This window comes from Frankia sp. RB5, assembly GCF_059816245.1.
Map to the genome: position 1 here is coordinate 1 of NZ_JCBATA010000021.1, position 26,000 is coordinate 26,000.

General features: G+C 74.9%; 22 protein-coding genes, 1 pseudogene and 1 riboswitch. Of the genes and pseudogenes, 6 read left to right on the top strand and 17 right to left on the bottom strand.

What is annotated here, in order from left to right; translation table 11 throughout:
- The 4 genes and pseudogenes from AC6EXY_RS13180 to guaB all read right to left on the bottom strand — a co-directional run.
- Positions 1–2,074: pseudogene (locus AC6EXY_RS13180) on the bottom strand (hypothetical protein); the annotation flags it as partial.
- Between the two features lie 319 nt (positions 2,075–2,393).
- Positions 2,394–3,689, bottom strand: coding sequence for a hypothetical protein (locus AC6EXY_RS13185; RefSeq protein WP_499817619.1), 1,296 nt, complete (start codon positions 3,687–3,689; stop codon positions 2,394–2,396).
- Positions 3,690–3,858: 169 nt separating this feature from the next.
- Positions 3,859–4,989: a GuaB3 family IMP dehydrogenase-related protein gene (locus tag AC6EXY_RS13190; RefSeq protein WP_101831719.1), complete on the bottom strand. Its 1,131-nt coding sequence runs from the start codon at positions 4,987–4,989 to the stop codon at positions 3,859–3,861.
- A gap of 192 nt (positions 4,990–5,181) precedes the next feature.
- On the bottom strand, positions 5,182–6,777 hold the full coding sequence (gene guaB / locus AC6EXY_RS13195; RefSeq protein ID WP_101831720.1) for an IMP dehydrogenase: 1,596 nt from the start codon (positions 6,775–6,777) through the stop codon (positions 5,182–5,184).
- Positions 6,778–7,162: 385 nt separating this feature from the next.
- Here guaB and AC6EXY_RS13200 point away from each other — a divergent pair, with 385 nt between their 5' ends.
- Positions 7,163–7,579, top strand: a complete 417-nt coding sequence (locus AC6EXY_RS13200; protein WP_499817618.1) for a DUF5319 domain-containing protein — start codon at positions 7,163–7,165, stop codon at positions 7,577–7,579.
- Positions 7,580–8,374: 795 nt separating this feature from the next.
- Positions 8,375–8,707 carry a WhiB family transcriptional regulator gene (locus AC6EXY_RS13205; protein WP_011602341.1) on the top strand — a complete coding sequence of 111 codons (333 nt, stop codon included), beginning with the start codon at positions 8,375–8,377 and terminating at the stop codon, positions 8,705–8,707.
- A gap of 224 nt (positions 8,708–8,931) precedes the next feature.
- Here the strand turns inward: AC6EXY_RS13205 and groL are convergent, their stop codons facing one another.
- Positions 8,932–10,572 carry a chaperonin GroEL gene (groL, locus tag AC6EXY_RS13210; RefSeq protein ID WP_499817617.1) on the bottom strand — a complete coding sequence of 547 codons (1,641 nt, stop codon included), beginning with the start codon at positions 10,570–10,572 and terminating at the stop codon, positions 8,932–8,934.
- 127 nt (positions 10,573–10,699) lie between these two features.
- Positions 10,700–11,005, bottom strand: a complete 306-nt coding sequence (gene groES, locus AC6EXY_RS13215) for a co-chaperone GroES (RefSeq protein WP_009740479.1) — start codon at positions 11,003–11,005, stop codon at positions 10,700–10,702.
- 295 nt (positions 11,006–11,300) lie between these two features.
- Between groES and AC6EXY_RS13220 the strand changes: the two genes are divergently transcribed.
- Positions 11,301–11,666 carry a hypothetical protein gene (locus AC6EXY_RS13220; RefSeq protein WP_499817620.1) on the top strand — a complete coding sequence of 122 codons (366 nt, stop codon included), beginning with the start codon at positions 11,301–11,303 and terminating at the stop codon, positions 11,664–11,666.
- 341 nt (positions 11,667–12,007) lie between these two features.
- Here the strand turns inward: AC6EXY_RS13220 and AC6EXY_RS13225 are convergent, their stop codons facing one another.
- Entirely contained in the window at positions 12,008–12,709 is a 702-nt protein-coding gene (locus AC6EXY_RS13225) for a MarR family winged helix-turn-helix transcriptional regulator (RefSeq protein WP_101832707.1), read from the bottom strand.
- Positions 12,710–12,854: 145 nt separating this feature from the next.
- Here AC6EXY_RS13225 and AC6EXY_RS13230 point away from each other — a divergent pair, with 145 nt between their 5' ends.
- Positions 12,855–13,490 carry an FMN-dependent NADH-azoreductase gene (locus AC6EXY_RS13230; protein ID WP_101832706.1) on the top strand — a complete coding sequence of 212 codons (636 nt, stop codon included), beginning with the start codon at positions 12,855–12,857 and terminating at the stop codon, positions 13,488–13,490.
- 24 nt (positions 13,491–13,514) lie between these two features.
- Here the strand turns inward: AC6EXY_RS13230 and AC6EXY_RS13235 are convergent, their stop codons facing one another.
- From AC6EXY_RS13235 to glyA, 5 genes are all read right to left on the bottom strand, one after another.
- The gene (locus AC6EXY_RS13235) at positions 13,515–14,078 is read right to left on the bottom strand and encodes a GNAT family N-acetyltransferase (protein ID WP_101832713.1); all 564 of its coding nucleotides are present in this window, start codon (positions 14,076–14,078) and stop codon (positions 13,515–13,517) included.
- Between the two features lie 53 nt (positions 14,079–14,131).
- Positions 14,132–14,884, bottom strand: a complete 753-nt coding sequence (tsaB, locus tag AC6EXY_RS13240) for a tRNA (adenosine(37)-N6)-threonylcarbamoyltransferase complex dimerization subunit type 1 TsaB (RefSeq protein ID WP_499817616.1) — start codon at positions 14,882–14,884, stop codon at positions 14,132–14,134.
- 33 nt (positions 14,885–14,917) lie between these two features.
- Positions 14,918–15,409: a tRNA (adenosine(37)-N6)-threonylcarbamoyltransferase complex ATPase subunit type 1 TsaE gene (tsaE, locus tag AC6EXY_RS13245; RefSeq protein ID WP_499817615.1), complete on the bottom strand. Its 492-nt coding sequence runs from the start codon at positions 15,407–15,409 to the stop codon at positions 14,918–14,920.
- Positions 15,410–15,556: 147 nt separating this feature from the next.
- Positions 15,557–16,702, bottom strand: a complete 1,146-nt coding sequence (locus tag AC6EXY_RS13250) for an alpha/beta fold hydrolase (RefSeq protein ID WP_243407697.1) — start codon at positions 16,700–16,702, stop codon at positions 15,557–15,559.
- Between the two features lie 94 nt (positions 16,703–16,796).
- Entirely contained in the window at positions 16,797–18,059 is a 1,263-nt protein-coding gene (gene glyA, locus AC6EXY_RS13255) for a serine hydroxymethyltransferase (protein ID WP_101832710.1), read from the bottom strand.
- Between the two features lie 27 nt (positions 18,060–18,086).
- Positions 18,087–18,172: riboswitch (ZMP/ZTP riboswitch) on the bottom strand.
- Between the two features lie 123 nt (positions 18,173–18,295).
- On the opposite strand from glyA, the gene AC6EXY_RS13260 reads away from it, so the two are divergent.
- A complete protein-coding gene (locus AC6EXY_RS13260; RefSeq protein ID WP_499817614.1) occupies positions 18,296–18,730 on the top strand; it encodes a hypothetical protein in 435 nt (144 codons plus the stop codon).
- Positions 18,731–18,800: 70 nt separating this feature from the next.
- On the opposite strand, the gene alr is transcribed toward AC6EXY_RS13260, so the two are convergent.
- The 4 genes from alr to AC6EXY_RS13280 form a co-directional block, all read right to left on the bottom strand.
- On the bottom strand, positions 18,801–19,964 hold the full coding sequence (gene alr, locus AC6EXY_RS13265; RefSeq protein WP_101832704.1) for an alanine racemase: 1,164 nt from the start codon (positions 19,962–19,964) through the stop codon (positions 18,801–18,803).
- Positions 19,965–19,974: 10 nt separating this feature from the next.
- Positions 19,975–21,540 carry an NAD(P)H-hydrate dehydratase gene (locus tag AC6EXY_RS13270; RefSeq protein ID WP_101832703.1) on the bottom strand — a complete coding sequence of 522 codons (1,566 nt, stop codon included), beginning with the start codon at positions 21,538–21,540 and terminating at the stop codon, positions 19,975–19,977.
- A gap of 61 nt (positions 21,541–21,601) precedes the next feature.
- Positions 21,602–21,958: a holo-ACP synthase gene (locus AC6EXY_RS13275; RefSeq protein ID WP_101832702.1), complete on the bottom strand. Its 357-nt coding sequence runs from the start codon at positions 21,956–21,958 to the stop codon at positions 21,602–21,604.
- Between the two features lie 181 nt (positions 21,959–22,139).
- Positions 22,140–23,105, bottom strand: coding sequence for a PadR family transcriptional regulator (locus tag AC6EXY_RS13280; protein ID WP_101832701.1), 966 nt, complete (start codon positions 23,103–23,105; stop codon positions 22,140–22,142).
- Positions 23,106–23,310: 205 nt separating this feature from the next.
- Between AC6EXY_RS13280 and AC6EXY_RS13285 the strand changes: the two genes are divergently transcribed.
- Positions 23,311–23,874 carry an SWIM zinc finger family protein gene (locus AC6EXY_RS13285; RefSeq protein ID WP_101832700.1) on the top strand — a complete coding sequence of 188 codons (564 nt, stop codon included), beginning with the start codon at positions 23,311–23,313 and terminating at the stop codon, positions 23,872–23,874.
- A gap of 163 nt (positions 23,875–24,037) precedes the next feature.
- On the opposite strand, the gene glmS is transcribed toward AC6EXY_RS13285, so the two are convergent.
- Positions 24,038–25,981 carry a glutamine--fructose-6-phosphate transaminase (isomerizing) gene (glmS, locus tag AC6EXY_RS13290; RefSeq protein ID WP_101832699.1) on the bottom strand — a complete coding sequence of 648 codons (1,944 nt, stop codon included), beginning with the start codon at positions 25,979–25,981 and terminating at the stop codon, positions 24,038–24,040.
- Between the last annotated feature and the right edge of the window lie 19 nt (positions 25,982–26,000).

The window sequence follows — 26,000 nt, forward strand, 5'->3', positions numbered from 1 at the left end:
CGCAGACCATCCGGCTGATGCTCACCGATCCTCGGTTCGCCGGGCGCCTGCACGGCGGCCGCCTGGGCGTGGACGACGCGCTCGACGAGGTGCTGTTCCGCGATCCCCCCATGGCCAACATGCCCGCGCGGATGGGCTGCCCGGCGAGCTCGGTGTCGGCGAGCGCGTACCGGGCGGGCATGTTGTGCGGCTGAGGGGCTCCGGGCGGCTGTGGGGCTCCAGGCGGCTGTGGGGCTCCAGGCGGCTGGGCGGTCGGGAGCGGATCCGTCACCGCCGGCCCGCGGGCACCCTGCGCCGGGCGGCGGCGCACCACCGGCAGCGGCCCGGACAGCGGATCCGCCCGGTCGCCGATGAGGCCCGGCAGTCCAGGCGGTGGCAGCGGACGAACGAAACTGCCCGTGTCGGTCAGCGGGTTGCGCCAGCCCGACGGGCGGGCCGCGGCGCCCCAGGGGTCCCGCGACGGGTCGGAGGCCCGCGGGTCACCGGCCGGGGAACCCATCGCCCGGGCATCCGCGGGCGGCGGTGTCGGGGCGTGGCCGACCGCGGAGCGGCGCGTGCCGGGAACGGATTGGTCGGCGGGCCCGGCCGCGGCGTCGGAGCCCGCCGGCGGACGGGCGGCGGCGGGACGTGACTGGCGCGAGGGCCGCCTGGCCAGCGCGCCCGGGCCGTCCGCTCCCGCCGCCGTACCGGGGCGGCCCGTCGCGCCGGTGCCGCGCGACCCGCTCCCGGGCAGGTAACCGTCGCCACCGAAGCCGCGGGGTGGGGTGGAGGGATACGGCAGGGCCTGGCCGGTGGCCGTCGGGTCCGCGCGCAGCGGATCGTCGCCGGGCGAGGCGAACGGGCGCAGCCGCGGCGCGCTGTGCCCGTTCCACGGATCTGACCGGGCCGGCGCGCCCGTGGGGTCCCCAGGCGCCGTTCCCGGCGCGGCCGGCCCCGAAAGGGGGCTCGAACCGGCGGGCGGGGACGGCAGGGGCATCGGACCGGTGCGGGGCCCGTTCGACGGCACCGGGCGGGCGGAGATCGGGAACCCGCCGGTGAACGGGTCGGTGTAGCCGTCCCCCGTCCCGTCCTGGGGTGGGGGGCGGCGAGCGTCACCGACCCGCACAGAGCCCGTCGACGGCCCGTCCCAACCCGGCTGGGCGCGATGGCCAGGGCCCGCTCCCGGCCACGCGCCCCCCATCGAGATGCCCCCCGTGGTGGCGCCGCCGGTCCCGGCACCCGCGCCGGGCACGCCGCCGCGGGCGGATCCGCGTTCACCCGCCAGCGGGGCGCCGGGGGCCGGCGGATGACCGGGCGGAACCGGACTGACCGACGGCAGGTACGACATCGGCCCGCCCCCACCGGGCGCGGCCTGCCGCCCGGCTGGCGGCGGATACCCGCCGTGCGCCGCCGGCCCGCCGTGCGCCGCCGGCCCGCCATGCCCTGGGGATGCGGAGTGCCCCGGTGATGCGGAGTGCCCGGGGGATGCGGAGTGCCCGGGGGATGCGGAGTGCCCGGGGGATGCGGAGTGCCCGGGGGATGCGGAGTGCCCGGGGGATGCGGAGTGCCCGGGGGATGCGGAGTGCCCAGGCGGTGTGACGTGCTGCCCGGGCGGTGTGACGTGCTGCCCGGGCGGTTCCCCGTACGTGGAGGGTGGCGGCGGGGCCGGGCGGACCGGCGGGGTCGGGCTGGGCGGCGCGACCGAGATCCCCGACGGGCTTGCCGGGCGCGCCGGACCGTCGTTCCAGGTGCTGGTGACGTCGAAGGGGTTGCTGGTGACGTCGAAGGGGTCGGCGGCGCGGGCCGGCGCCGCAGCGGCCCGCGCGTCGGGGCCAGGCCCGTGCGGGGGCGCCGGCGCCGGGGCGGGCGGCCATGGCGTCGGGCCCCACGTCGGCATCGGCGCCGCGGGGGACGGCTCGGGCTCACCGACCCGCTCGACCGCGAAGAAGTCGTCGTCGCGCCGCGGTGGCACCGGCTGGTTGAGATCGGCGTCGTGGGTCGTCACCCGGCCGTCACCCGCCCGGCGGTGGGGCCACGCCGCAGCCGTGGCGTGGGAGGCGGGGCCGCGCGGCGGCGTGTCGTCGTCGGGCGGCATCTCCCGCCCTCCAGGTCAGCACGCTCGCCGTCGCGATCGTGCGGCCATGCATCGTGTGAACCGTGTCGTCGCAACCCGCACCCAGCCGGCTCGGGCGGTCGGGAGCCAGCCGGCTCGGGCGGTCGGGAGCGGCGCCACTCGGAGACGTCAGGCCCCGGGACGCGGCGCCAGGAGCCGCCCCGCCGTGACCGCATCGCTATGTGTGATGGACGTCTTACCCTGCGAACGGCGAAAAAGCAATCAACCGCAGGATCCCCCGCGAGCCGCCCCGGCAGAATTGTGACGTTGGTGCTGTTCGCCCACTTTACACGGATCGCGGTCATCGCTTGTCACGGCAGGCTGCGTAGATCTCGCGCACGATCCGCTGCGACGAATCGGACTGCACGTTGGCACTGAAGCGCTGGTACTCCTCCTGGGTGTACGTCGCCTCGAGTTTGTCCAGCGTGCAGGTGCAGTAGCCCTCGTTGCCGTTGCTCACGTCCAGGCACGAGCTGAGGTAGGCGTCGCGGACGCTCTTGTCGTAGATCCCCTTGCCGGCCGCCGCCGTGCCCGTCGACGACCCACCGCCCGAGCCGCCGCCACCCAGGGCCAGGAATCCGGCGATGCCGAGACCCACGCACACCAGCACCACGACCGCCGCGATGAGCAGCGGCGGACGATCGCGCACCTGCCGGAGCAGCCCGCCGCCCCGACCGGCCCCGCCGCGGACGGCCCCGGCTGGCGCCGGTCGGGCCCCACGGTCGGCGAAGCGGCCGCCCGACGGTGCCCACCCGGACTCGGCCGGCTCGCGGTTGTCGTCATCGGGGTCGCCGTCGACATCGACATCGCCGGCAAAGCCGGGGTCGCCGTCGTCGACGTCGTCATCCCAGTGCGCGACACCGGTCGCGCGGGCGGGCGGGGTGCCGGCGCCCATCGGCGCGGCGATGCGGCGGATCTCGCCGGTCGACTCCCCGTCGTCGCCCCAGGCGTCCTCGTCGGTGTCGTGCTCGTCGTCCTCGGCGGCCTCCCGCCGCGTCTGGTCGCCCGCACGTCCCGCGCCCGGCCGTGGCGCGGTGCCGGCGCTGCCTGCCATCCCCGGGCCTGCCACTCGTGCGGCTGGGCCGCCGCCCGGGCCCCGCGCCGCCTCGAGGCCGGGACCGCCCAGCGGGGTGGCGGCCGTCGGCGCCGTCGTGCGCGGGGCGGCGGTCCGCCCGGTCGCGTCAACCGGGACCTGGCCGCCCGTCAGCGCCCACTGGCCGAACTGCCCGGTTCCGCCGAACTGCCCGGTTCCGCCGTAGGGCCCCAGCGCTCCCCCGCTGCGGGCACCCGGACCATCGTCGGACGGACCGGAGACGGACGTGGGGCCGCCGGAGGTGCCCTGGCCGCCACCAGCAGGGCCGGTCGCCGCCGGGCGGGGGACCCCCGCGAGGGGGCCCTCTCCGCCCGGACGGGCCACCGCGCCGGTGATCGCGCGGCCGGGTGACTTCGGGCCGGTGCCGCCCGCGGGCGGCCACGCGGCCGCGCCGCCGGAGCTGGCCGGCGGTGCGGCGGATGACGGCTGCCAGGTCTGGGCGGCCTCGTCCCAGACGTAGGCGCCGTCATCACTGACCCAGCGGCCATGCTCGTCGAGGCGCATCGGTCGTCCTTCGTGCCGGAGACGGACGTTCCCAGGGTGCCATGTCCACGTCAGGCCCGAATCGACCGGGTACCGCCGTGACCACGGGCGGGTCAGCCCACGGTCACGAACCCGACCACCGGTCCGCGCGCCCTCGTCCGGATGCCCCCGTCCCGGACCCCCGCGGCGATCAGCTGGCGGCGTCCACCATGACCTCGGCTTTCTGGAACTCCTTGAGGGTCGCGTACCCGGTCGTCGCCATCGCGGTGCGCAGGCCGCCGGCGAGGTTCAGCAGCCCGGTTCCGGTGGCGGCGCCGGGGCCGGTGACGATCTGGGCGAGGGTTCCCGTCGGGGTGACCGGCGCCCAGCGGCCCCGGGGCAGGTCGGAGTGCAGCACGTCCATCGGCCACATGCCGCCCTGGCCCGGGGCGTCCGACGCGGCGGCGAAGGCCGCGTCGACCATGACCGCGTCGGCGCCGCAGGCGATCGCCTTCGCCACGTCGCCGCCGGTACGCAGGTCACCATGCGCGACGACGTGGACGTAGCGGCCGCCCGACTCGTCGAGGTAGCGCATCCGGGCACCGGCCGCGTCGGCGATCGCGGTGGCCAGCGGCACGCCGACGCCGAGCACCTCACGGGTGCGGTCGCCGAGTCCCGAGCCGACGCCGACGATGACGCCGGCGGCACCGGTCCGCATCAGATGCAGCGCGGTCGAGAACGATGCACAGCCGCCGACCAGCACGGGGATGTCGAGCTCGCCGATGAAGCGCTTGAGGTTGAGCGGCTCGGTGCCCCGGGACTGGTGCTCGGCGGACACCGCGGTGCCGTGGATGACCAGCAGGTCGACACCGGCGGCCAGCACGTGCTGGGACAGCGCCCGTACCTTCTGCGGCCGCAGCGCCGCGGCCACCGTCACGCCGGCCTCCCGCAGGTCGCCGATGCGGCGGGCGATGAGGTCCGGGTCGACCGGCGCCTCGTACAGGGCGCGCAGCCGCTCCGTCGCCGCCGCCTCGCCCTTGTGGACACCGAGTTCGGTGAGCTCCGCGATGAGCGACTCGGGCTCCTCGTGCCGGGTCCACAGGCCCTCGACGTGCAGCACCCCCAGCCCACCGAGCTGGCCGAGGGCGATCGCCGTGGCCGGCGAGGTGACGGCGTCGGCGGCGACCGACACCAGCGGCAGCTCGAAGCGGTAGGCGTCGATCTCCCAGGCCAGCGAGACGTCCTTGGGATCCCGGGTGCGCCGCGACGGGACGACGCCGACCGCGTCCAGGCTGTACGCGACCCGCGCGCTCTTACCGATCCCGATCTCGACCTCTGCCACTGCGTGCCCTCCCGCCTGGGCCGGCGGGCTCACCGGCCGAACCTGTCCCGTCCCTGCCCGGGTCGCCCGGCTGCCCGCGTCCGCCCGGGATGCACCAAGGTGCCACAGCCGGGCACGCCGCGGCCACCAGGACGGTCCCGCCGGCGCTGGCACCGGCACGACGACCGGACTGGCCGGCGCAGCCGCCGGCGGTCAGCGGGCGGAGTTGTAGTTCGGCGCCTCGACGGTCATCTGGATGTCGTGCGGGTGGCTCTCGATCAGGCCCGCCGAGGTGATCCGGACGAGCTGCGCCTCCTCCTGCAGGCGGCGGATCGTCGGCGACCCGGTGTAGCCCATCGCGGCGCGCAGGCCGCCGACGAGCTGGTGCGCGACCGCGGCGAGTGGACCGCGATAGGGCACCTGGCCCTCGACGCCCTCCGGCACGAGCTTGTCGTCGGAGAGGACGTCGTCCTGGAAGTAGCGGTCCTTGGAGTAGGAGCGGGCCGTCCCGCGGCTGCGCATCGCGCCGAGCGAGCCCATGCCGCGATAGGCCTTGTACTGCTTCCCGTTGATGAAGATCAGCTCGCCCGGGCTCTCGTCGACGCCGGCGAGCAGGCTGCCGAGCATGACCGTGTCGGCGCCGACCGCGATGGCCTTCGCGATGTCCCCGGAGTACTGCAGGCCGCCGTCACCGATGACGGGGACGCCGTGCCGGCGGGCGACCTGGGAGGCCTCGTAGATGGCGGTGACCTGCGGGACACCGACCCCGGAGACGACCCGGGTGGTGCAGATCGAACCCGGCCCCACACCGACCTTGATCGCGTCCGCGCCGGCGGCGATGAGGGCCGCGGCGCCGGCTCCGGTGGCGACGTTCCCGCCGATCACGTCGAGCGGGCGGCCGTCGGGGCCGGCCGGGATGTCGGCCTTGAGCCGGCGGACCATGTCGGGCACCGCGCGCTGGTGACCGTGGGCGGTGTCCACGACCAGGAAGTCCACCCCCGTGGCGACGAGCACCTGGGCCCGCTTGTACGCGTCCTCTCCGACGCCCAGCGCGGCCCCGACGACGAGCCGACCGTCCGCGTCCTTGGTCGCGTTCGGGTACTGCTCGCGCTTGGTGAAGTCCTTCACCGTGATGAGACCGCGCAGGCGGTCCTGCTCGTCGACGATCGGCAGCTTCTCGATCTTGTGCCGGCGCAGCAGGCCCAGCGCGTCGTCCGCGGACACGCCGACCGGCGCCGTGATCAGCGGCATCGGCGTCATGACGTCCTGCACCCGACGGGAGTAGTCGCGCTCGAAGCGGATGTCCCGGTTGGTGACGATGCCGACGAGGCGGCCGTCCGGCTGGGTCACCGGCACGCCCGAGATGCGGTAGCGCGCCATCAGCACGTTCGCGTCCTCGAGGGTGGCGTCCGGACCGCAGGTCACCGGCGCGGCGATCATGCCGGACTCGGACCGCTTCACCATGTCGACCTGCTGCGCCTGCTCGTCGATCGACAGGTTGCGGTGCAGCACCCCGACGCCGCCCTGGCGGGCCATGGCGATCGCCATCCGGGCCTCGGTCACCGTGTCCATCGCCGAGGACACCAGCGGCACTGCCAGCTCGATGTGCCGCGACAGCCGGGTCGTGGTGTCCGCCTCGGCGGGAACGATGTCCGACTCCGCCGGCAGTAGCAGCACGTCGTCGAAGGTCAGCCCGAGCATCGCCAGCTTCGGCGGCACCGGCGCGGCGTCGGCGCCGAGCAGGTCGGCGCGGGGTTCGACACCCCCGCCCGCCAGCGAGGACAGATCGGTGGCAAGGGGAACGTTCATGGCACCTTCCGTTCCGGGTTGACCGGTGCCGCAGCGCTGCGGAACCGCCCGACGGCCACGGCCCCGCCGGATGCCTGGACAGGCCGGCCCGGTCGCCCGCCGACGAGCCGAGGGCCGCCGACGGGAACGCGGAAGACGACCTGCCGACGGGCCGGTGGCCGGGCGACGGCCTGCGTCCCATCGTAGATGGCGTTGGCACCGGTGGGCCGCCCCGGCGTGACAGAGATCGCGGCGGCGCCACTGCGGGAACCGCTGCCGGCGGCCGCGGCCGCGACGTGCCGCGTTTGCGCAACGGAAAACGATCCCACGCGCCGAGCGCCCAAGCACCACACAACGGTGCCGAGACTGCAGATCGGGACCACTAAGCAGTCCGGGCAAGCGTAGCGTGGTCGTCGTGAGCGACGAGCCTGTCGACCCCTTCGCGGGTGACCCCGAGGATCCGGCCGCCGAGCTCGCGCGCCTCGACTCCGTCGACGAGCTCAACCTGCTCGAACCGCTGTCCCTGCACGAGCGGGAGGAGGTCCTCGCCGAGCTGGGAGACCTCGACGTCTTCCGCACGCTGCTCGAGCCGCGCGGCTACCGCGGTCTCGTCGTCGACTGCGAGGGCTGCGCTGAGCCCCACTACTTCGATTGGGAGCTGCTGGCTGGCAACCTGCGCAACCTGCTCAACGAAGGGCGCACTCGCGTCCACGAGCCGGCCTTCGCCCCTGATCCGTCGTGCTACGTGAGCTGGGAGTACGCACGCGGCTTCGCCGACGGCGTGTATGAGGCATCCACCGCCTCGGAGGCCGACACCCGCTGATCCGGGCCGGCGGCCGCGGTCACCCGGCGCGGTGACGGCCCACGGCGGGCGCGGCGAGTTCGTGGCACCCGCTCCCCGCCTGTTCACCGCACCCCTCCTCGACTACCGAACGTAACGTCGCACCTCCGCGTTGGCGGCGGGCCGGTAGCCGCGGGACGTGCCGGACCCGGCCGCTCGCGCCCGCGCGGGGCCGGTGACCGGGGGTCGCCGGGCGATTGGCTACGACTTTCGGGCCAGCGTGGCGCTGTCAGCTGGAGGACACCGAACGTGCCGCCCGCCCGCCGGCGCCTTCCCGGGGCAGCTCACTGCCAATGCCAGGCCGCGCGACGCCGATGTCGCGCCCGCCGCCGCGGCCAGCGCTGCCTCGCCGGTGCCGCCGCGCCCAGCGCCTCCTCACCCGGTCGCCTCGCCGGTACCGTCCGACGCCACGGCAGGCGCCCCGCGCCTGGCCCGCGCGCCGCGCCGCTCGGCCTCGGCCGTCATCCGGACCCGGCGATCCCGCCGGAGCCGTGTGACCAGGCGATGGCCTGGGTAGGCGAATCATCGTCCACGAAAGCCGTCCGCCGGATCCGCGGACGCGAGACGGGTTGGACCGGCCGTGGTCCCCAGCGGGACGGTCCGTCGGTTCCGCGCCATGTCCCGGTGCGCCGGCACCGAGCACGGCAGCACAGCGGGGCCGACGGCCTGCCGCCGCGGGCTCGCCCGGGTGAATTTTTCAAGATCACTCATAGGGTGACCGGCACTACGGTGAGTCGGCGGCGCTCGCCGCTCAGGTCGAGAGGGGGGTTCAGGCCGATGACCGACGTACGACGACTTCCAGGCCCCGGCGCGGAGAAGTGGGAGTGGCAGCTGCACGGCGCCTGTCGCGGGGAGAGCACCGAGCTGTTCTTCCATCCGGAAGGGGAACGCGGGCCCGCTCGGGCCGCCCGGGAGGCTGCGGCCAAGGCGATCTGCGCCCGATGCCCTGTCATCCGGGCCTGCGGCGAATACGCACTGACCGCCCGGGAACCGTACGGCGTGTGGGGTGGGCTCAGCGAGTCGGAGCGGGAGGCGATCCTCACCGGCCGTTCCCGGCGGGGGGTCGCCCGGCGTGTTCCGGCCCGGCCGGGACTCGCCCCGGCCTGCTGAGCGCGACGGCGCCGTACCGGTACGGAAGCGGGCATCGAGGCGCCGCGGCCCCGATCACCCGGGACGGGTGATCGGGGCCGGCGGGCTCACCCGCCGCGGACAAACGAACGCGGCCCGGCCGGACCTCCGCGAGGAGGCCTGGCCGGGCCGCGTTCGTCGCTGCGGGCATGCCGGGTGGGATCGCGCGCCGTGGTTCGGCCCCCGGCCCCACCCGGCGGCCGCGGTCAGAAGCCGGGACCCTGAGGGTGGCTGTGACCGTGGCTGTGACTGTGACCGTGCCCGGGCTCCGGCTCGGCCGGCTTCTCGACCACGAGGCTCTCGGTGGTGATAAGCAGCGCCGCGATCGAGGCGGCGTTCGCCACCGCCGACCGGGTGACCTTGACCGGGTCGACGACGCCGGCCGCGATCAGGTCGGTGTACTCGCCGGTGGCCGCGTTGTAGCCGCGGCCCGGCTCGAGCTCCTTGACCTTGGAGACGATGACCGCGCCCTCCTGGCCCGCGTTACGCGCGATCCAGGACAGCGGGGCGTCGAGCGCGGAGCGCACGATCCGGACACCGGCGAGCTCGTCACCGGTGCGGCCCAGACCGTCATCCAGAACGCTGGTGACGTGCGCCAGGGCGGAGCCGCCACCGGCGACGATGCCCTCCTCGATCGCCGCGCGGGTCGCCGAGACGGCGTCCTCGAGGCGGTGCTTCTTCTCCTTGAGCTCCACCTCGGTGGCGGCGCCAACGCGGATGACCGCGACACCGCCGGCGAGCTTGGCGAGACGCTCCTGGAGCTTCTCCCGGTCCCAGTCGGAGTCGCTGGCCTCGATCTCGGCCTTGAGCTGCGCGACGCGGTCGCTGACGGACTCGGCGGTGCCGGCGCCGTCGACGATCGTGGTGTTGTCCTTGTCGACCACCACACGCCGCGCGCGACCGAGGTCGGCGAGGGTGACGCCGTCGAGCGACAGGCCGACCTCGGAGGCGATCACCTGCCCGCCGGTGAGCACCGCGATGTCCTGCAGCATCGCCTTGCGGCGATCCCCGAACCCGGGGGCCTTCACCGCGACGACCTGGAAGGTCTTGCGGATGGCGTTGACGACCAGGGTCGACAGGGCCTCGCCCTCGATGTCCTCGGCGATGATCAGCAGCGGCTTGCGCTCCTGGACGACCTGCTCGAGCAGCGGCAGGAGCTCGTTCAGCGCCGCGATCTTGCCCGGGTAGAGCAGGACGTACGTGTCCTCGAGGACCGCCTCCTGCGCCTCCGCGTCGGTGACGAAGTACGGCGAGATGTAGCCCTTGTCGAACTTCATTCCCTCGGTCAGCTCGAGGTCCAGCCCGAGGGTCTGGCTCTCCTCGACCGTGATGACGCCGTCCTTGCCGATCTTGTCGATCGCCTCGGCGATCAGGTCGCCGACCTTGGCGTCCTGCGCGGAGATCGCCGCGACCTGGGCGATGGTCTCCTTCGCGCTGACCTCGACGGCCTGCGCGAGCAGCGCCGCCGACACCGCCTCGACGGCGGCCTCGATGCCCGCCTTCAGCGACAGCGGGGCCGCGCCCGCGGTGACCTGCTTGAGGCCGAACCGCACCATCTCCTGGGCGAGCACGGTCGCCGTCGTGGTGCCGTCGCCGGCCACGTCGTTGGTCTTGGTCGCGACCTCCTTGGCCAGCTGCGCGCCCAGGTTCTCGTACGGGTCGTCCAGCTCGACCTCGCGCGCGATCGTCACCCCGTCGTTGGTGATCGTCGGCGCGCCGTAGGACTTGTCGATGACGACGTTGCGCCCGCGGGGACCGATCGTCACCTTCACCGCGTCGGCGAGGGCGTTGACGCCGTGCTCGAGCGCGCGGCGGGCGTCGGAGTTGAACGTGAGAATCTTCGGCATACCTGAGGTGTCCTCTCCCGACACCGAGGCCGGCGGCGAAACGCAAGGGCGCGCCCCGCCGGCGCACCCGGCAACAGCCGGGTGGCACCAGCGGGGCGCGCCCCTGGCGTTGCTACCGGCGAGCGGCCTACTTCTCGATGATCGCGAGGACGTCGCGGGCGGAGAGCACGAGGTACTCCTCGCCCGAGTACTTGACCTCGGTGCCGCCGTACTTGCTGTAGAGCACCACGTCGCCGACCTTGACGTCGAGCGGGACGCGCTTGCCGTCCTCGAACCGGCCCGGGCCGACGGCCAGGACGGTGCCCTCCTGGGGCTTCTCCTTGGCCGTGTCCGGGATCACGATGCCGGACGCGGTGGTCTGCTCCGCGTCGGACGGCTGCACGACGATGCGGTCCTCAAGAGGCTTGATAGCAACCTTGGTGGCGGTCGTCACGATCGACCTCCCCCTTCCTACGCTGGATGAGAGAGCGACCCTGGCGGCCTGCCGTCGCGGGTGAACAGGCGCCTGTCGTCGCTGGCACTCTCATGTGCCGAGTGCCAACCTAGCACCCGCACCACTCACGTCAACCAAGATGGTGCGGATCTGTCAACACGGCAGCGAACGGCGGCGCGGACGTGCCGGCCACACCCGACGGGCCGGCCCCGCCGACCGGCCGGCTTCGACGCGGTCGCCGCGCGCCCGCGTCGACCAGCCGCCCTCGGCGTGACGGGAGTTCCACGTGATCTGGATGTGGGAGGCCAGGGCCGCGCCCGGCCGCCTGGACGACCTCCGGCGCTGGGCGATCGAGGCGCTCGCCGACCGGGAAGGTGAGGTGTATCTCAGCCACCAGCCGGCCGGCGACCTCGTCGTGATCATCCTCCGAACCCCCACCCCGGCACCCCCGAACCGCACCCCCGCCCCCGCTGGCGCCGACCCCGGACATGGGTCCGTTCCGGGCACCGGTCCCGGACATGGGACTGACTCCGGTGCCGGCACCGGCACCGGACAGGGGACCGACGAGCCCGACGGGCCGCCCTTTCCCACGCCCCCGGCCGACCTGCTCGCCGGCGCCGCGCACGCCTGGCCTTTCCGCCAGGTCCACCCGGCGCACTGAGCCCCGCTCCGCGGCCAGCGTCCGGCTGCGATGGATGGCGGCCTGGAGTGCGTCCTCGGAGGTGGCTGACGCGGGAGGCGACCGGCTCGGGCCGACCCGGTGCCCATCACCCCGGCGAGGGCCGATATCACAGATGGTTACGCAGACTCCTGGGCCGTGCGCGGGAACGGGTCCTGTCGCGAACTCCCCGTGTCGTGTCCGTTTTGTCACCGCGACACGGGCCGCCGCGACGTTGCCAGAACGCTGCCACGACCCGCCGCGACGACGGTGCACGAAGATCGCAACTCGAGACGCGGCCCAGCCAGGACCCACGCGCGGCGCCGACGTCGGTCGGCGGGCGCTCAACTCGCCGCGGAGGGAGCCTCGTGCGTGGATGCGGGCGCTTCACACGCGGAGGGAGCCTCACCCGCGGCGGAGGGAAGCTCGCATGGGCCGGCGAGAGCCTCGCACAGGTCGGCGGGCCCGTCGCATGGGTCGACGGAAGCCTCGCTCGGGGCGGTGGGAGCCTCGTGCGCGTCGATCTCCCGGCGGGCGGCGTCGCAGGCCGCGGCGCCGTGGGTCGGGTCGACGGCGAGCAGCCGGGCGGTGATCCGGCGCAGCTGATCGACGAAGACCTCCCGCTCGGTGGGCGAGAGCCCGCCGAGCACGTGCTGGTCGACCAGCTGCCGCGACTGCTGGGCGGTGGCGTGGAGCCGCGCACCCTTGGCGGTCGCGGTGATGATGCGCGCCCGCCGGTCGGCCGGGTCGGGCTGGCGCTGGACGAGACCGTCCCGCTCGAGCTCGTCGACGATGCGCACCATCACCGTGCGGTCGATGCCGAACCGGCGGGCCACCTCGATCTGGTTGCGCGCCTGCGGCCCGACCGCCGCCCCGAGCACGTGCAGCGCGCGAAGTCCGCCGGGCAGCTGACTGACGGCGGCCGCGGCCGCGGCCAGGTAGCCGTACTGCACCTGGCCCAGCAGCCAGCCCAGGTCCCACCCGAGGTCCTCGGGCAACCCGTCTGGTTCGGCGCCGCGCGACGCGGACGCCGTGGCGTCGCTCACCGGACCAGCCTACCCCTCTCGATCAGATCAATCACCTCCCGAGATAAGTGCTCGTGCAGACTATCTTTTCTTACGATAGTCTTCCTACAGATCTTCTATGCAAAGAAGATCATCAGAGACGACGATCTGGTCGGAGGACCGACGCATGGCTCATCTGCTGCACGTCGACGCGAGCTTCGCCCCGGAGGGCTCGACCTCCCGGGCTCTCGGCGCCACGTTCGTCGACGCCTGGCGCGCCGCTCATCCCGGCGGCACCATCACCTATCGCGACCTCGCCCTCACGCCACCCCCGCACCTGGACTGGACGGCCGTGTCGGCGGCGGCGACCCCGCCCGAGCAGCGCACGCCCGGCCAGAACGACGCGGTCAAGCTCCGCGAGGAGCTGATCGGGGAGGTGGAGACGGCGGACGAGTACCTGCTGTCACTGCCGATGTACAACTTCTCGGTGCCGTCCACGTTCAAGGCCTGGGTGGACCAGGTGATCCTCGTCGGGCGCACCCTGCGGCAGCCGCCGGAGCGGTCGGCGATGACCGGGCGCCGCGCCACCGTCATCGCCACCCAGGGCGGTTCCTACGGGGCGGGCACCCCCAAGGAGGGTTGGGACCACCAGCTCCCCTACGTCGCGCACGTCCTGGAGTCCCTCGGGGCGTCCGACGTGGAGCTCATCCGGGTGGAGATGACGCTCGCCCCGGTCAACCCGGCGCTGGCGCAGTTCACCGAGCTGTTCGAGAGCAGCCTGGCCGCCGGCGAGGCCGCCGCGCGGGCGCGGGCCGCGGCCTGAGCCCGCGCTGAGGGGACGACCCGGTCAGGGTGCCAGGCGCACCCGGCCGGGAAGATCCCGCTCCATGCCGTCGAGGAGGGTGGCGTAGCCGACGGTGTCGATGGGGCGGACCCGCATCACGTACGCGTCACCGCCGGAGGGCTGGTAGTAGCCCCGCCGCATCCCGATGTCGACGAAGCCGAGGCGGGCGTACAGCGCCCGGGCCGCGTGGTTGTCGGTGCGGACCTCCAGCCCGCAGGAACGCGCGCCGACCGTCCGGGCATGCCGCAGCAGCGCGATCATCAGCCGGGCGCCGATGCCGCGCCCCCGCATCGCGGGCACCACGCCGACCGTCTGGATGTAGGCACCGTCGTCGGCGACGGCGAGACCCCCATACCCGACGATCGACGCGACGTCCCACGTCCCCGGCCCGCCGGGTTCGTCGGAACCGACCGAGCCGGGTTGGGCGGACGGCCCGGCGAGCGCTGTCAGGTAGCGCCGCTGGACGCCCTGGGCGAGCTCGGACCAGAACAGCTCCGCGCTCCACGGGTCGGCCGCGAAGACGCTCGGCTCCAGGGCCGCGACCGTCTCGATGTGCCACCAGCGCATCGGCACGAGCACCAGGTCCACCTCCCGGTCCGCGCTCGGCCCCGCGCCGGGGATCACACCCTGACCGGCTTCGGCGCGTGTGGCTCGGCCGCGTCCGGCCGCCGCAGGTACAGCGGGGCCAGCGGGCGGGGGACGCGCCCGGCCAGCAGGTCCGGGCCGGCGAGGCCGACGAGCAGCTCCGGGCGCGGGTAGCCGGCCTCGGGGGCGGTCACATCACCGTCGGCGGCGGGCAGCGCGACCGGGTCGAAACCGGCGAACGCCTCCGGGTACAGCGCGAGCCCGGGGCCCGCGACGGCGCCGACACCGGCCGCCCGCAGCGCCTCGGCGACCCGCGCCGGGCGGCCGACCGCGGGCTCGCCCACCCGGACGCCACCGTCGTAGCGGGCCCAGTAGACCTCGCGGCGGCGCGCGTCGGTGATGACGGCGGTGAGCCCGGTGGTGGCCGCGCCGATCCCGTCAAGCGAACACACGCCGTGCACGGGGATCTCCAGCGCGTCGGCGAAGGCGGCGGCGGTCACCATGCCGACCCGCAGGCTCGTGAACGGCCCCGGCCCGGCGCCGACCACCACCGCCGCCAGGTCGGACGGGCGGGCCTGGGCCTCGTCGAGCACCGTGCGCATCGAGGGGGCGAGCAGCTCGCCATGCCGGCGGGCATCGACCGTCACCACGCTCCCCCGCGGCCAGACGTGCACCGCGGGCGGCGAGGCCACGCCATCCGCCGCCGCCACCGCGGGATCGGCGGCCGTCAGCTCGGCGAGCGCCACGGCGCAGGCAGCCGTCGATGTGTCAAGGGCGAGCACCAGCACTCGTCCAGACTACGGATCGCCGGGCCGGACGCCTCAGCCGGGCGGCAGCTCCCGCAGCCGCTCTGCCCAGCCCGGTCCGGACGCGATCAGCCGTACGGTCCGGACCTCGCCCGTCTCCCCGGCGGTGGGCCGGGCGACGACGACCTCCAGATGGTCCCCGGCTAGCCCCTCCGCGAGCCCCGCGCCCCACTCGACGACGGTCACCGCGCTGTCGGCGTCGGCGTCGAGGTCGAGGTCGTCGAGTTCGGCCGCGCCGCCGAGACGGTAGGCGTCGACGTGCACGAGGGGAATCCGGCCGCCGGGGTAGACGCGCGCCAGCACGAACGTCGGCGAGGTGACCGTCTCGCGCACGCCGAGGCCGGCGGCGATGCCCTGGGCGAGCACCGTCTTGCCCGCGCCGAGCGGTCCCGACAGCACGAGCAGGTCGCCGGGGCGCAGCAGCGTGGCGAGCCGCGTGCCGAGCTCGCGCATCCGCTCCGCGGTGGGCACCACGATCTGGTCCCGCGGCGCCGCGTTCACAGCCATACCCTCACCTTGCTCGTCCCTTCCGCCACCGCTCCACCACCGCGCCGCCGACGCCGCGCGCCATGGACGCCCGCGCCAGCGCAGCCGATGCCCGGCGCTCCGGTGCGCCACCGCGGCCGGTACGCCGACGGTAGCGGTCAGTGGCGGCTAGGCGGCGGTGCCGTCGACGGCGCGCAGCCGGTGGTCGGCCGACGTCCGGGGCAGGTCGTGCACAGCCAGGGCCCGGGCGACCAACCGGCGCAGCGCGGCGTTCACCGCCTCGGGTCGCTCCAACATGATGGAGTGCCCGGCGCCCGGCTCGACGACGAGCTCCGCGTCGGGCAGTGCCGCGGCGATGGCACGACTGTGGCCGACCGGGGTGATGAGGTCCGCGTCCCCGACGACGATCAGCGTCGGGGTGGCGGCGAGGCGGCCCGCGGCGGCGAGGCGGTCGTTGTCGAGCAGCGTCGGCAGGAACGCGCCGATCACCTCGACCGGCGTGTCGGAGACCATCGCCTCCAGGAACGTGATGATGGACGGCGGCAGCTCGGTGGCGCCGAACCCGATCCGCCGCGTGATCTCCCAGGACAGGTCGCTGCCCCCGCCGCGCAGCCGCTCCAGCGCCCCGGAGGCGTGCCGCATCCCGACGGCGACGCCGGGCAGCACTCGGCGCACCGCCCCGGTGAACAGCGCCGGCACCCCCAGCGCCGCCCGGGCGAGCTCCGAGGCGCTGGTCGACAGCAGCCCCACCCCGATGATCCGGTCGCCGAACAGCTCCGGATGGGCGTCGGCGAGACCCAGCACCGACATGCCGCCCATCGAGTGGCCGACGAGGATCACCGGGCCGCTGGGCACCCGCTCGCACAGCACCCGGTACAGGTCGTCGGCGAGCACGTCGATCGTGCAGCGGCCGGCCTCGGACGGGCCGGAGCGGCCGTGCGCCCGCTGGTCGAAGAAGACCATCCGGCCGAGGTCGGCCAGCTCCCGCCGCTGCAGGACCCAGCAGTCGGAGCGCACGCAGAATCCGTGCACGAAGACGAACGTGAGCGGTGCGTCGGCCGGCCCGGTCTCCTCGACGAACAGCGGCACCCCGTCGGCGGCGATCACCGTGGTGGGCCGCCCGCCGATCGGCCCCACCCGCGCCGCCGGCGCGACGTCCGGCTGGTCGCGGCGGCGGCGGATCGCCCGCCGCTCGGCGACGAGCCCGGCGGCGAGCGCCGCGCCGACCACCCCGACCGAGCCCGTGACGGCCCGCCCCGCCCGGGATCCCACGATCGCGCCGACCGCCCGCACCATCGCCGCCTCCGTCCGCATCGGCCATGCCCGGCTCGTCCGGACTGCCCTGGTCTGATGATGCACCGCCGGGACGGCCGGAGCAGGCGGACGGGAGCGGGTCGGACGGGGTGGATCAGGCGAAGCCGGGCATCGGGAAGGAGGTGATCAGCTCGGTGACCTGCCCGCGGACCCGGCTGATGACGGCCTGGTCGTTCGCGCCGGCCGCCTTGACCACATCGTCGATCCAGCCGGCGATCAGCGGCATGTGGGCGGTCGTCAGCCCGCGGGTGGTGATGGCGGCGGTGCCGAGCCGGATGCCGGACGGGTCGAACGGCTTGCGCCTGTCGAACGGCACGGCGTTGTGGTTCAGCTCGATCCCGGCCGCGTCGAGCGCCTTCGCCGCGGGCTTGCCGGCGATGTCCTTGCTGGTCAGGTCGATGAGGATGAGGTGGTTGTCGGTGCCGCCGGTGACGAGGTCGAAGCCCCGCTCGACGAGCGCCTCGGCCAGGGCGCGGGCGTTGGCGACGACGCCGTGGGCGTAGTCGCGGAACGCCGGCGTCGACGCCTCCCGCAGGGCCACGGCGATCGCCGCGGTGGTGTGGTTGTGCGGGCCGCCCTGCAGGCCGGGGAAGACCGCCTTGTCCACCGCGGTGGCGTGCTCCGCGTCGGCGAGGATCATCGCGCCGCGCGGGCCGCGCAGCGTCTTGTGCGTGGTGGTCGTGATCACCGGGGCGTGCCCGACCGGGGACGGGTGCGCGCCGCCCGCGATCAGGCCGGCGATGTGCGCGATGTCCGCGACGAGCACCGCGCCGACCTCCCGGGCGATCTCCGCGAACGCCGGGTAGTCGATCGTCCGCGGGATGGCCGTCCCACCACAAAAAATGATCTTCGGACGCTCGGCGAGGGCCAGGTCACGCACCTCGTCCAGGTCGATTCGACCAGTCTCGGCCCGCAGGCCGTAGCGCACGCTGCGAAACCACTTCCCGGTCGCCGAGACGCTCCAGCCGTGGGTGAGATGGCCGCCCATCGGCAGCGACAGGCCCATCACCGTGTCCCCCGGCTGGGCGAAGGCCAGGTAGACGGCCAGGTTCGCCGGCGAGCCGGAGTAGGGCTGGACGTTGGCGTGCTCGACGCCGAACAGCGCCTTCGCCCGGTCCACCGCCAACGTCTCGATCGGGTCGACGACCTGCTGGCCCTCGTAGTAACGGCGGCCGACGTAGCCCTCGGAGTACTTGTTGGTCAGCACTGAGCCGGACGCCTCGAGCACGGCGGTGGAGACGTAGTTCTCCGAGGCGATCAGCCTGATCGACGCGTGCTGGCGGGCGGCCTCGGCCTCGACGAGACCGGCGAGCTCCGGGTCGGCGACGGCGAGTTCGGGAAGGGGCGGATTGTGCACACTGACCTCCGGCACGTCACGTTCGGCCGGAGGCACCCAGACGCGCGGCACCGATCCGATCATCGCTCCCCGGTGGTCAGTTCCACCTCTGTGCGCCAGTCGCGACTCCGGTCTGATTCTAGCCGCCACCCGGGTCGGTCACATCGGTGCCAGCACGCCGGGCCGTTCGGGACGTCGTCCTCTACCGTGGAGGCAACTGACCAGGTCCCTCGATGGTCCTCACGGAGGCGCGAATCATGAAGCTGCTGTCGCGGCGCAGGAGTGGGGATGTGGCGCCGAACCCGGGCCGCGGTCTGACCGGCCCGGCCCGTGCGGCCGCCCTCGGCATGGCCGACGGTCCCGGCATGACCGACGATCCCGGCATCGACGATGAACCCGACGTCATCGGCGGCTCCGACGTGGCGAGCGGGTCTGCCGTCGCTGGCGGGCCCAGCGCGGCCGGGGGCGCCGCGACGTCCGGCGGGCTCGACATCGCCGGTGGGCCCGCGGCCCCCGCCCCGGCGTCCGCCGGGCCGGTGATGTTGACCCTCACCACCCGTGCGCGCATCGAGGATGCCGAGCGGGAGGCGGCGCTGGCCGCGTCCCAGCCCGTGCGCCGGCGCCTGGAGCGCGGCGCCTTCGGCGGCAGCGCGCCCACCGGCGGCGGCTGCTCCTCCGGCGGCTGCGGCTGATCCGCGGGACCACCGCCAGCCCGGCGGCCCGCAGCCCGCCGCGGCCGATGTCCCGTGACCGCGGCTGGGGCTAGCGGTAGACGCGCGGCACGCGGGCGCCGATCCGGGTGACGATCTCGTAGTTGATCGTGCCGAGCGCGGCGGCCCAGTCGTCCGCGGTGGGCTCGCCGCGCCCGCCCGGGCCGAACAGCACGACCTCGTCGCCGGCGCGCGCCGCGTCGTCCCCGATGTCCAGGACGAACTGGTCCATGCAGACCGTGCCGGCGATCCGCCGCCGCCGGCCGGCGAACAGCACCTCGCCGACATTCGTCGCCGCCCGGGGCACGCCGTCTGCGTAGCCGAGCGGCACCAGTGCGAGCGTCGACTCCCGCGTGGTGGTGTAGCGGTGGGCGTAGGAGACGCCGGTGCCCGCTGGCACCCGCTTGACCAGCGCCGCATGGCTGACCAGCGTCATCGCCGGCCGCAGCCCGAACCGCGCCGGCGGGCCGACCTCCGGGCCGGGCGAGAGCCCGTAGACGGACACCCCAGGACGGACCAGGTCGAAATGCGCCTCCGGGCTGACCAGGGTGGCGGCCGAATTGGCCAGGTGCCGCACGGTCGGCGCGAGCCCCGCCTTCTCGGCGATGTCGACGGCGTCGCGGAACACCCCGATCTGTGCCTGCACGGTCGGATGGCCCGGCGCGTCGGCGAACGCCAGGTGGCTCCACACGCCGAACGCCTCGATCACACCCTCGGCCTGCAGCGCCGCCGCCTCGTCGCACATCGCGGGCCAGTCCGCCGGCGTCGCCCCGGCCCGGCCGAGGCCGGTGTCCGCCTTCAGGTGCACCCGGGCGGGGCGGCCGACCGCCCGCGCCGCCGCCGCGATCTCCGCCAGCGCCCACGGCGCCGAGGCGGACAGGTCGATGCCGGCGTCGATCGCCGCGGCGAACCGCTCCCCCGGCACGCTGAGCCAGCACAGCACCGGCGCGGTGATCCCGGCGGCGCGCAGGGCCAGCGCCTCCTCCAGGAAGGCCGTGCCCAGCCAGCTCGCGCCGGCGTCCAGGGCCGCCCGGGCGCACGGGAGCATGCCATGGCCATATCCGTCCGCCTTGACGACGGCCATCGTCGCCGCGTCACCGGCGCGCCGGGCCAGGGCGGCCACCGACGTGCGCACGGCATCCAGGTCGATGGCCGCGTAGGTGCGGGTCTCGGCTCCGACCGGCGTGCCGGCCCCTGCGGTCCCCTCGTCGCTCACCCGCCCAACGCTACCGGCAGTGACCGGGCTTCGGCGCTGTCTCGCCGTCCAGCAGCTCGGTGACGACCCGCGGCAGCAGGTCCGGCAGATCGCTCGCGGCGAGCGGCAGCGCGGCCCGCTCGGCCGCCCGGCCGTGCAGGTGGGCGCCGACCGCCCCGGCCAGGGTCGCGGGCACACCGGCGGCGAGCAGCGAGCCGATCAGGCCGGTGAGCACGTCGCCGGTGCCGGCGCTGCCGAGCCAGGCAGAACCGGTCAGGTTCGCCCAGGCCGCGCCGGCCGGGTCGACGACCAGCGTCCGGGCGCCCTTGAGCAGCACGGTCGCGCCGGTCGCGGCGGCCGCGCGGCGCACGGTGCCGAGCCGGTCGCGGGCCAGCTCGGTGTCGGTGGTCCGCGGATCCCAGCCGAGCGCGAGCCGGGTCAGCCGGGCGAACTCGCCCTCATGCGGGGTGACCAGCACCGGCGCCGATCGTCCGCGCAGCACCGCGGGATCGGCGCCGAGCAGCTCGCCCAGCGGATCGAGGGCCCCCGCGTCGACGACGACCGGCTCGTCGGCACCGAGCAGCGTGGCGAGCAGGTCGCGGACCGGCGGTCCGGGGGCCAGGCCCGGCCCGATCGCCCAGGCCTGCACCCGCCCGGCGGCCAGCATCGCCGTGCCGTCACCGGGCGCGATCGGGGTGACCACCGCCTCGGGGTGTGCCCGCAGGACGAGGTCGGCGGCCCGGCTGTGCGGGTCGCCGGGCGCCGCGCCGAGCCGGCCCTCGGTGATGACCCGCAGGTATCCGGCGCCGCCGCGCAGTGCCCCGCCCACGGCCAGCACGGCGGCGCCCGGGTAGGCGTCGCTGCCCGCGACGAGGCCGAGCACGCCTCGCCGGTACTTCGACGACGCGGCGCCCGGCACGGGCAGCAGCGCGGCGACGTCGGCGTCGTCGAGCGCACGCAGGTCGGGTTCGGGCAGCACCAGCCCGATGTCGACGAGTTCGACCGGACCGGTGTGGGCCGCCCCGGGCATCAGCCACAGGCCACGCTTGTGGGTGCCGAAGGTGACGGTGGCACTGGCCCGCACCGCCTCTCCGGCCACCTCGCCGGTGTCCGCGTCGACACCGCTGGGGACGTCGACCGCGACCGTGCGCCGCGGCGGGGCGAACGCGGCGAGCCGGGCGTGGGCCGGGCGCAGGCCGCCGCGCCCGCCGATCCCGAGCAGGCCGTCGAGCACCAGGTCGGCCTCGCCGACCAGGGCGCGGGCGACCTCGTCGGCGGGCGCCGGGTCGGGGCCATGCAGCCGGCCGCCAGCCGCCAGCAGCGCGGCGCTGCCCTCGGGATGGGTACGGCCTGGCGCGAGCGCGTCGACCCGGGCTCCGCGGGCGGCCAGGCGGGCGCCCGCCCACAGCGCGTCGCCGCCGTTGTCCCCGCCGCCGGCGAGGACGACGATCCGCGCGCCGTGGACCCGGCCGAGGCGGCGCGCGACATACGCGACCAGCCCGGACACCGCCCGTTGCATGAGGATCCCTGGGGGCGGGCCGGCGAGCAGCGGCGCCTCGGCGGCGCGGACCTGATCGACCGTGTGCGCGTTCGGCATGCCGCCATGCTCCACCGGCGTGGGCCCGCGCGTCGCCCACCGCGCGGCGCCCGCCGCGCGCTCAGCTCTCGGCGACGACCATGGCGATGGCGACGCCGCCGTCGTGGGTGAGAGAGAGATGCCAGGACGCGATGCCGAGGCGGGTCGCCGCCGCGGCGACGGTCCGGCCGACCCGCAGCTGCGGGCGGCCGCCGGGGGCGATCATCACCTCGGCGTCATGCCATTCCAGGCCGGGGGGCACGCCGAGCGCCTTGGCCACGGCCTCCTTCGCCGCGAACCGGGCGGCGAGCCGCTCCGGCCGGGTCAGCGCGCGCTCGGCGGGGGTGAACAGCCGCATGGCGATGCCCGGCGTCCGGGACAGCGTCGCGGCGAAACGATCGACGTCCACGACGTCGACGCCGATGCCCACCACCGCCATCGGCCAAGGTTCCCACACCGGGCCGCGCCCCGACGCCCGGATGCCGGGGACGGCACGATGCGGGGCCGGTGCGCCGCGCTGACCACCGCGCGGCGCGGTGGTGGCGTGCGTACGCGGCCGGCGGCGCGGTATGGCCGTGGTTCGGCGCGCACCGGACGGCCCGGCCCGGCGCCTGCCTCGGTCAGGACTTGGTGAAGGGGTCCGTCGGGTCCTGCGTGCCGGTCGGCCCATCGTCTCCCTCGGTGCCCTCCACGCCGCCCCGGTCGCCGTCCTTGCCGCCCGCGGCGCCCGGCTCGTCACCGGAAGAGCCGGTACCGGCCGCATCATCCTCGCCGTCGTCGGCGAGGATCCGGTAAAGACCCCGGCGGGTCTCCGCGAGCAGCCCGCGGGCCGCCGCGAGCTGCGCCTCGTCGCCTGCCTGGGCGACCTGGACGATCGCGGCGCCGACCGCGAAGGCCAGCGAGCGCAGGCTCGCCATGTCGTCGTCGGCGCTGTCCGCCGCCGTCTCCCACGGCCTGCGCTGACCGGCGCGGGACTCGACGTGCGCGCGCCCGGCGTCCGTGAGGTGGAAGACCCGCCTGCCGTCGGCCTCCTCGGCCCGCACGAGGCCCTCGTCGGCCAGCATCGACAGCACCGGGTAGACCGAGCCGGGGCTCGGCCGCCAGGTGCCGCCGCTGCGCTCGGCCAGCTCACGGATCATCTGGTAGCCGTGCATCGGCTCCTCCGCCAGCAGGGCCAGCAACGCCTCCCGGACGTCACCTCGCCCCACCCGTGGCCCCCGGCCGAAACCCGGGCCGCCGAAACCCGGGCCGAAACCGGCGCCGAAGCCCGGACCGGGGAATCCGCCGAACGGCCAGCCGGGTCCGCCGCGGCGCCCGCGGCCGCGGCCCTCGGCGCGACCACCGGGCTCGCCGCGACCGCCGCGGCCACCATGCTCGTGCCGGCCACCGTGCTCGTGCCGCCCGCCGGACTCGCCACGGGTGGCCCGACTGGTCCATCCACGGCCCGGCCCACAGCGCTCCTCGCCGGTGAGGCCCTCACGCTCCATCCAGCCGGCCGCGGCCTCGAAGAACCGCGCCAACCGGGCCGGATCGAGCGGGCCCCACTCTCCGCGGCCCCAGGGGCCCGGAATCGCCTGCGACGTCATAATGATCATTCCTTTCGGTACTGAGGGGTGTCGCTCCCGCCTCGCCTGTGTGGCGGCCGGGGAGCTACAGATTGACAACGGGAGTCATCCCGACCCCCTGACGTACGTTCACGATATATCGCGAGCGTACGTCAGGCAACCCAGTCAGGACGATGTCGGACGCCTGAGCAGTACTGTTCGCGCGCCGATTCCGTAGGATTGGCCGGTGATCATTTCTGTGTCCGGGGAGAACGGGCACGAGGGGGACGCCGTCACCCCGCTCGAAGCAGCCTTCGAGGAGCGTGCCTGCGCGCAGCGCGCGGGCACGGACGTGTTCCTCGAAGGGGTGAACCTGGCACTGCTCGGCCGGGTCGATCAGCTGCGCATCCGACCCACCAACGCCTCCGGCACCGTCGACGACGACGGGCCGCACGAGGTCAGGCTGGAGGCGACCGACGAGGAGCCGCGGACCGGCTGTACCTGCGCCGAGGGCTCCGCGGGCGCCTTCTGCCGGCACGCCGTCGCCCTCGCACTGGTCGCCACGGGCTCCGCCGGCCTCGCCGAGGACGACGGGGACGAGGACGGCGAGGGCATCGTCGTCGAGGGCTCCCTGTTCGCCGACGACCCGGTGCACGCGGCGATGCGCGTCTTCCTCAGCCGGGTGCCCCGCGCCGAGCTGGTCGAGACCCTGCTCGACGCCGCGGACGAGCACGAGGCCGTCGCCGACGCGCTGTGGGAGGCGACGGTCGCCTGGCACGGCCGCCAGCACGGCGCCGCCCCCTCCGCCTGAGCGACAGCCACCGGCAGCCGTCCCTGGCCGCCGACAGCCGCGACCGGTGGGCGGGGCGAGAGCGGCGAGACGGTGGCGGGTGTCACCGCGGCCACCGTCGAGGCTCGGCGGCGTCACCGAGGCCGCGGGCCCGCGGCCGTCCTGGCCTGCCTGCCGCTCCCCGCTACTCGACGGTGACGGACTTGGCGAGGTTGCGGGGCTGGTCGACGTCCAGGCCGCGGGCGAGCGCGAGCTCACAGGCGAACACCTGCAGCGGCAGTGTGGTCACCAGCGGCGCGAACAGCGACGACGTCGCCGGCACCCGGATCAGATGGTCGGCGTAGGGCTCGACCGCGACGTCGCCGTCCTCGGCGATCACGATCGTCCGTGCGCCGCGGGCCCGGACCTCCTGGATGTTCGAGACGACCTTGCCGTGCAGGTGCGCCCGCCCCCGCGGCGAGGGCACGACGACGATCACCGGCAGCCCGGGCTCGATGAGCGCGATCGGCCCATGCTTGAGCTCGCCCGCCGGGAAGCCCTCGGCATGCATGTAGGCGAGCTCCTTGAGCTTGAGCGCGCCCTCCAACGCCACCGGGTAGCCCACGTGCCGGCCGAGGAAGAGCACCGCCTTCGCGTCGGCGAGGCCACGGGCCAGCTCTCGGATCGGCTCGAGCCGGTGCAGCGTGCGGCCCACCAGGTCGGGCATCCGCTGCAGCCGCTCGACGTAGGCCGCCACCTCGTCGCCGTAGAGCACCCCGCGCACCTGCGCCAGGTACAGCCCGACGAGCAGGCAGGCGGCGACCTGCCCGAGGAACGTCTTGGTCGAGGCGACACCCACCTCGGGCCCGCAGCGGGTGTAGAGCACCGCGTCGGACTCGCGCGGGATCGTCGACCCGTTGGTGTTGCAGATCGCCAGCACCCGGGCCTTCTGCTCGCGGGCGTGCTTGACCGCCATCAGCGTGTCGAGGGTCTCCCCGCTCTGGCTGATCGCAATGACGAGAGTGGACCGGTCGAGCACCGGGTCGCGGTAGCGGAACTCCGACGCCATCTCGACCTCGCAGGGCAGCCTCGTCCAGTGCTCGACGGCGTACTTCGCGATGAGCCCGGCGTGGTAGGCGGTGCCGCAGGCGACGATGAAGACCTTGTCGACGTCGCGGAAGTCCTGGGCGGACAGCCGCTCCTCGTCGAGCACGATCGCCCCGTCGGCGGACAGCCGGCCGCGCAGCGTGTCGGCCAGCGCGGTGGGCTGCTCGTTGATCTCCTTGAGCATGAAGTACGGGTAGCCGCCCTTCTCGGCGGCGCTCGCGTCCCAGTCGACGTGATAGCGACGACCCTCGACGATCTCGCCGGCGAAGTCGGTCACCGTGACGCCGTCGCGCCGGGCCTCGACGATCTGGTCCTGCCCGATCTCCATCGCCTCGCGGGTGTGCGCGATGAACGCCGACACGTCGCTCGCGAGGAACGTCTCACCCTGGCCGATCCCGACGACCAGCGGGCTGTTGCGCCGGGCGCCGAGGACGACCTCGGGGAAGTCACGGTGCAGCACGACCAGGGTGAAGGCGCCCTCCAGCCGGCGGCAGACCCGCCGCAGCGCGGCGGTGAGCGGATGCTGCGCGACGGGCACGCCGGCGGCTCCGGACGCCGCGGGCCCGCCCGGCGCGACATCCTCGGGCACCGCGCCGGCCTGCGCCGCCGCGGCGTTGCCGAGCTCGACCTCCAGCAGGTGCGCGACGACCTCGGTGTCGGTCTCGCTGGTCAGCTCGTGGCCGATGCCCTCCAGCTCGGCGCGCAGCGCGGCGAAGTTCTCGATGATGCCGTTGTGGATGACGGCGATCGCGCCGGTGCAGTCGGTGTGGGGATGGGCGTTCTGGTCGGTGGGACCGCCGTGGGTGGCCCACCGGGTGTGCCCCATCCCGGTCGTCCCGGGCATCGGGTCGCGTTCCGGGCCCTCGGACAGCAGCTTCTCGAGGTTCGCGAGCTTGCCGGCCCGGCGGACCGTGCGCAGCGCGCCGGCTCCGACGACGGCGACACCGGACGAGTCGTAGCCGCGGTACTCCAGCCGCCTCAGGCCGCCGAGAGCGACATCCAGGGCCGACTGGTCACCGACGTACCCGATGATCCCGCACATGCGCTCAGCGTACGCAGGT

Excerpts from the sequence above, each read along its gene's own strand:
- AC6EXY_RS13185 (WP_499817619.1), bottom strand. The coding sequence starts at position 3,689 with ATGCGCCTCGACGAGCATGGCCGCTGGGTCAGTGATGACGGCGCCTAC.
- guaB (WP_101831720.1), bottom strand. The coding sequence starts at position 6,777 with ATGAACGTTCCCCTTGCCACCGATCTGTCCTCGCTGGCGGGCGGGGGT.
- AC6EXY_RS13205 (WP_011602341.1), top strand. The coding sequence starts at position 8,375 with ATGACCGACGTACGACGACTTCCAGGCCCCGGCGCGGAGAAGTGGGAG.
- groL (WP_499817617.1), bottom strand. The coding sequence starts at position 10,572 with ATGCCGAAGATTCTCACGTTCAACTCCGACGCCCGCCGCGCGCTCGAG.
- AC6EXY_RS13220 (WP_499817620.1), top strand. The coding sequence starts at position 11,301 with ATGTGGGAGGCCAGGGCCGCGCCCGGCCGCCTGGACGACCTCCGGCGC.
- AC6EXY_RS13230 (WP_101832706.1), top strand. The coding sequence starts at position 12,855 with ATGGCTCATCTGCTGCACGTCGACGCGAGCTTCGCCCCGGAGGGCTCG.
- AC6EXY_RS13235 (WP_101832713.1), bottom strand. The coding sequence starts at position 14,078 with ATGCGCTGGTGGCACATCGAGACGGTCGCGGCCCTGGAGCCGAGCGTC.
- tsaE (WP_499817615.1), bottom strand. The coding sequence starts at position 15,409 with ATGGCTGTGAACGCGGCGCCGCGGGACCAGATCGTGGTGCCCACCGCG.
- AC6EXY_RS13250 (WP_243407697.1), bottom strand. The coding sequence starts at position 16,702 with ATGCGGACGGAGGCGGCGATGGTGCGGGCGGTCGGCGCGATCGTGGGA.
- AC6EXY_RS13260 (WP_499817614.1), top strand. The coding sequence starts at position 18,296 with ATGAAGCTGCTGTCGCGGCGCAGGAGTGGGGATGTGGCGCCGAACCCG.
- AC6EXY_RS13270 (WP_101832703.1), bottom strand. The coding sequence starts at position 21,540 with ATGCCGAACGCGCACACGGTCGATCAGGTCCGCGCCGCCGAGGCGCCG.
- AC6EXY_RS13275 (WP_101832702.1), bottom strand. The coding sequence starts at position 21,958 with ATGGCGGTGGTGGGCATCGGCGTCGACGTCGTGGACGTCGATCGTTTC.
- AC6EXY_RS13280 (WP_101832701.1), bottom strand. The coding sequence starts at position 23,105 with ATGACGTCGCAGGCGATTCCGGGCCCCTGGGGCCGCGGAGAGTGGGGC.
- glmS (WP_101832699.1), bottom strand. The coding sequence starts at position 25,981 with ATGTGCGGGATCATCGGGTACGTCGGTGACCAGTCGGCCCTGGATGTC.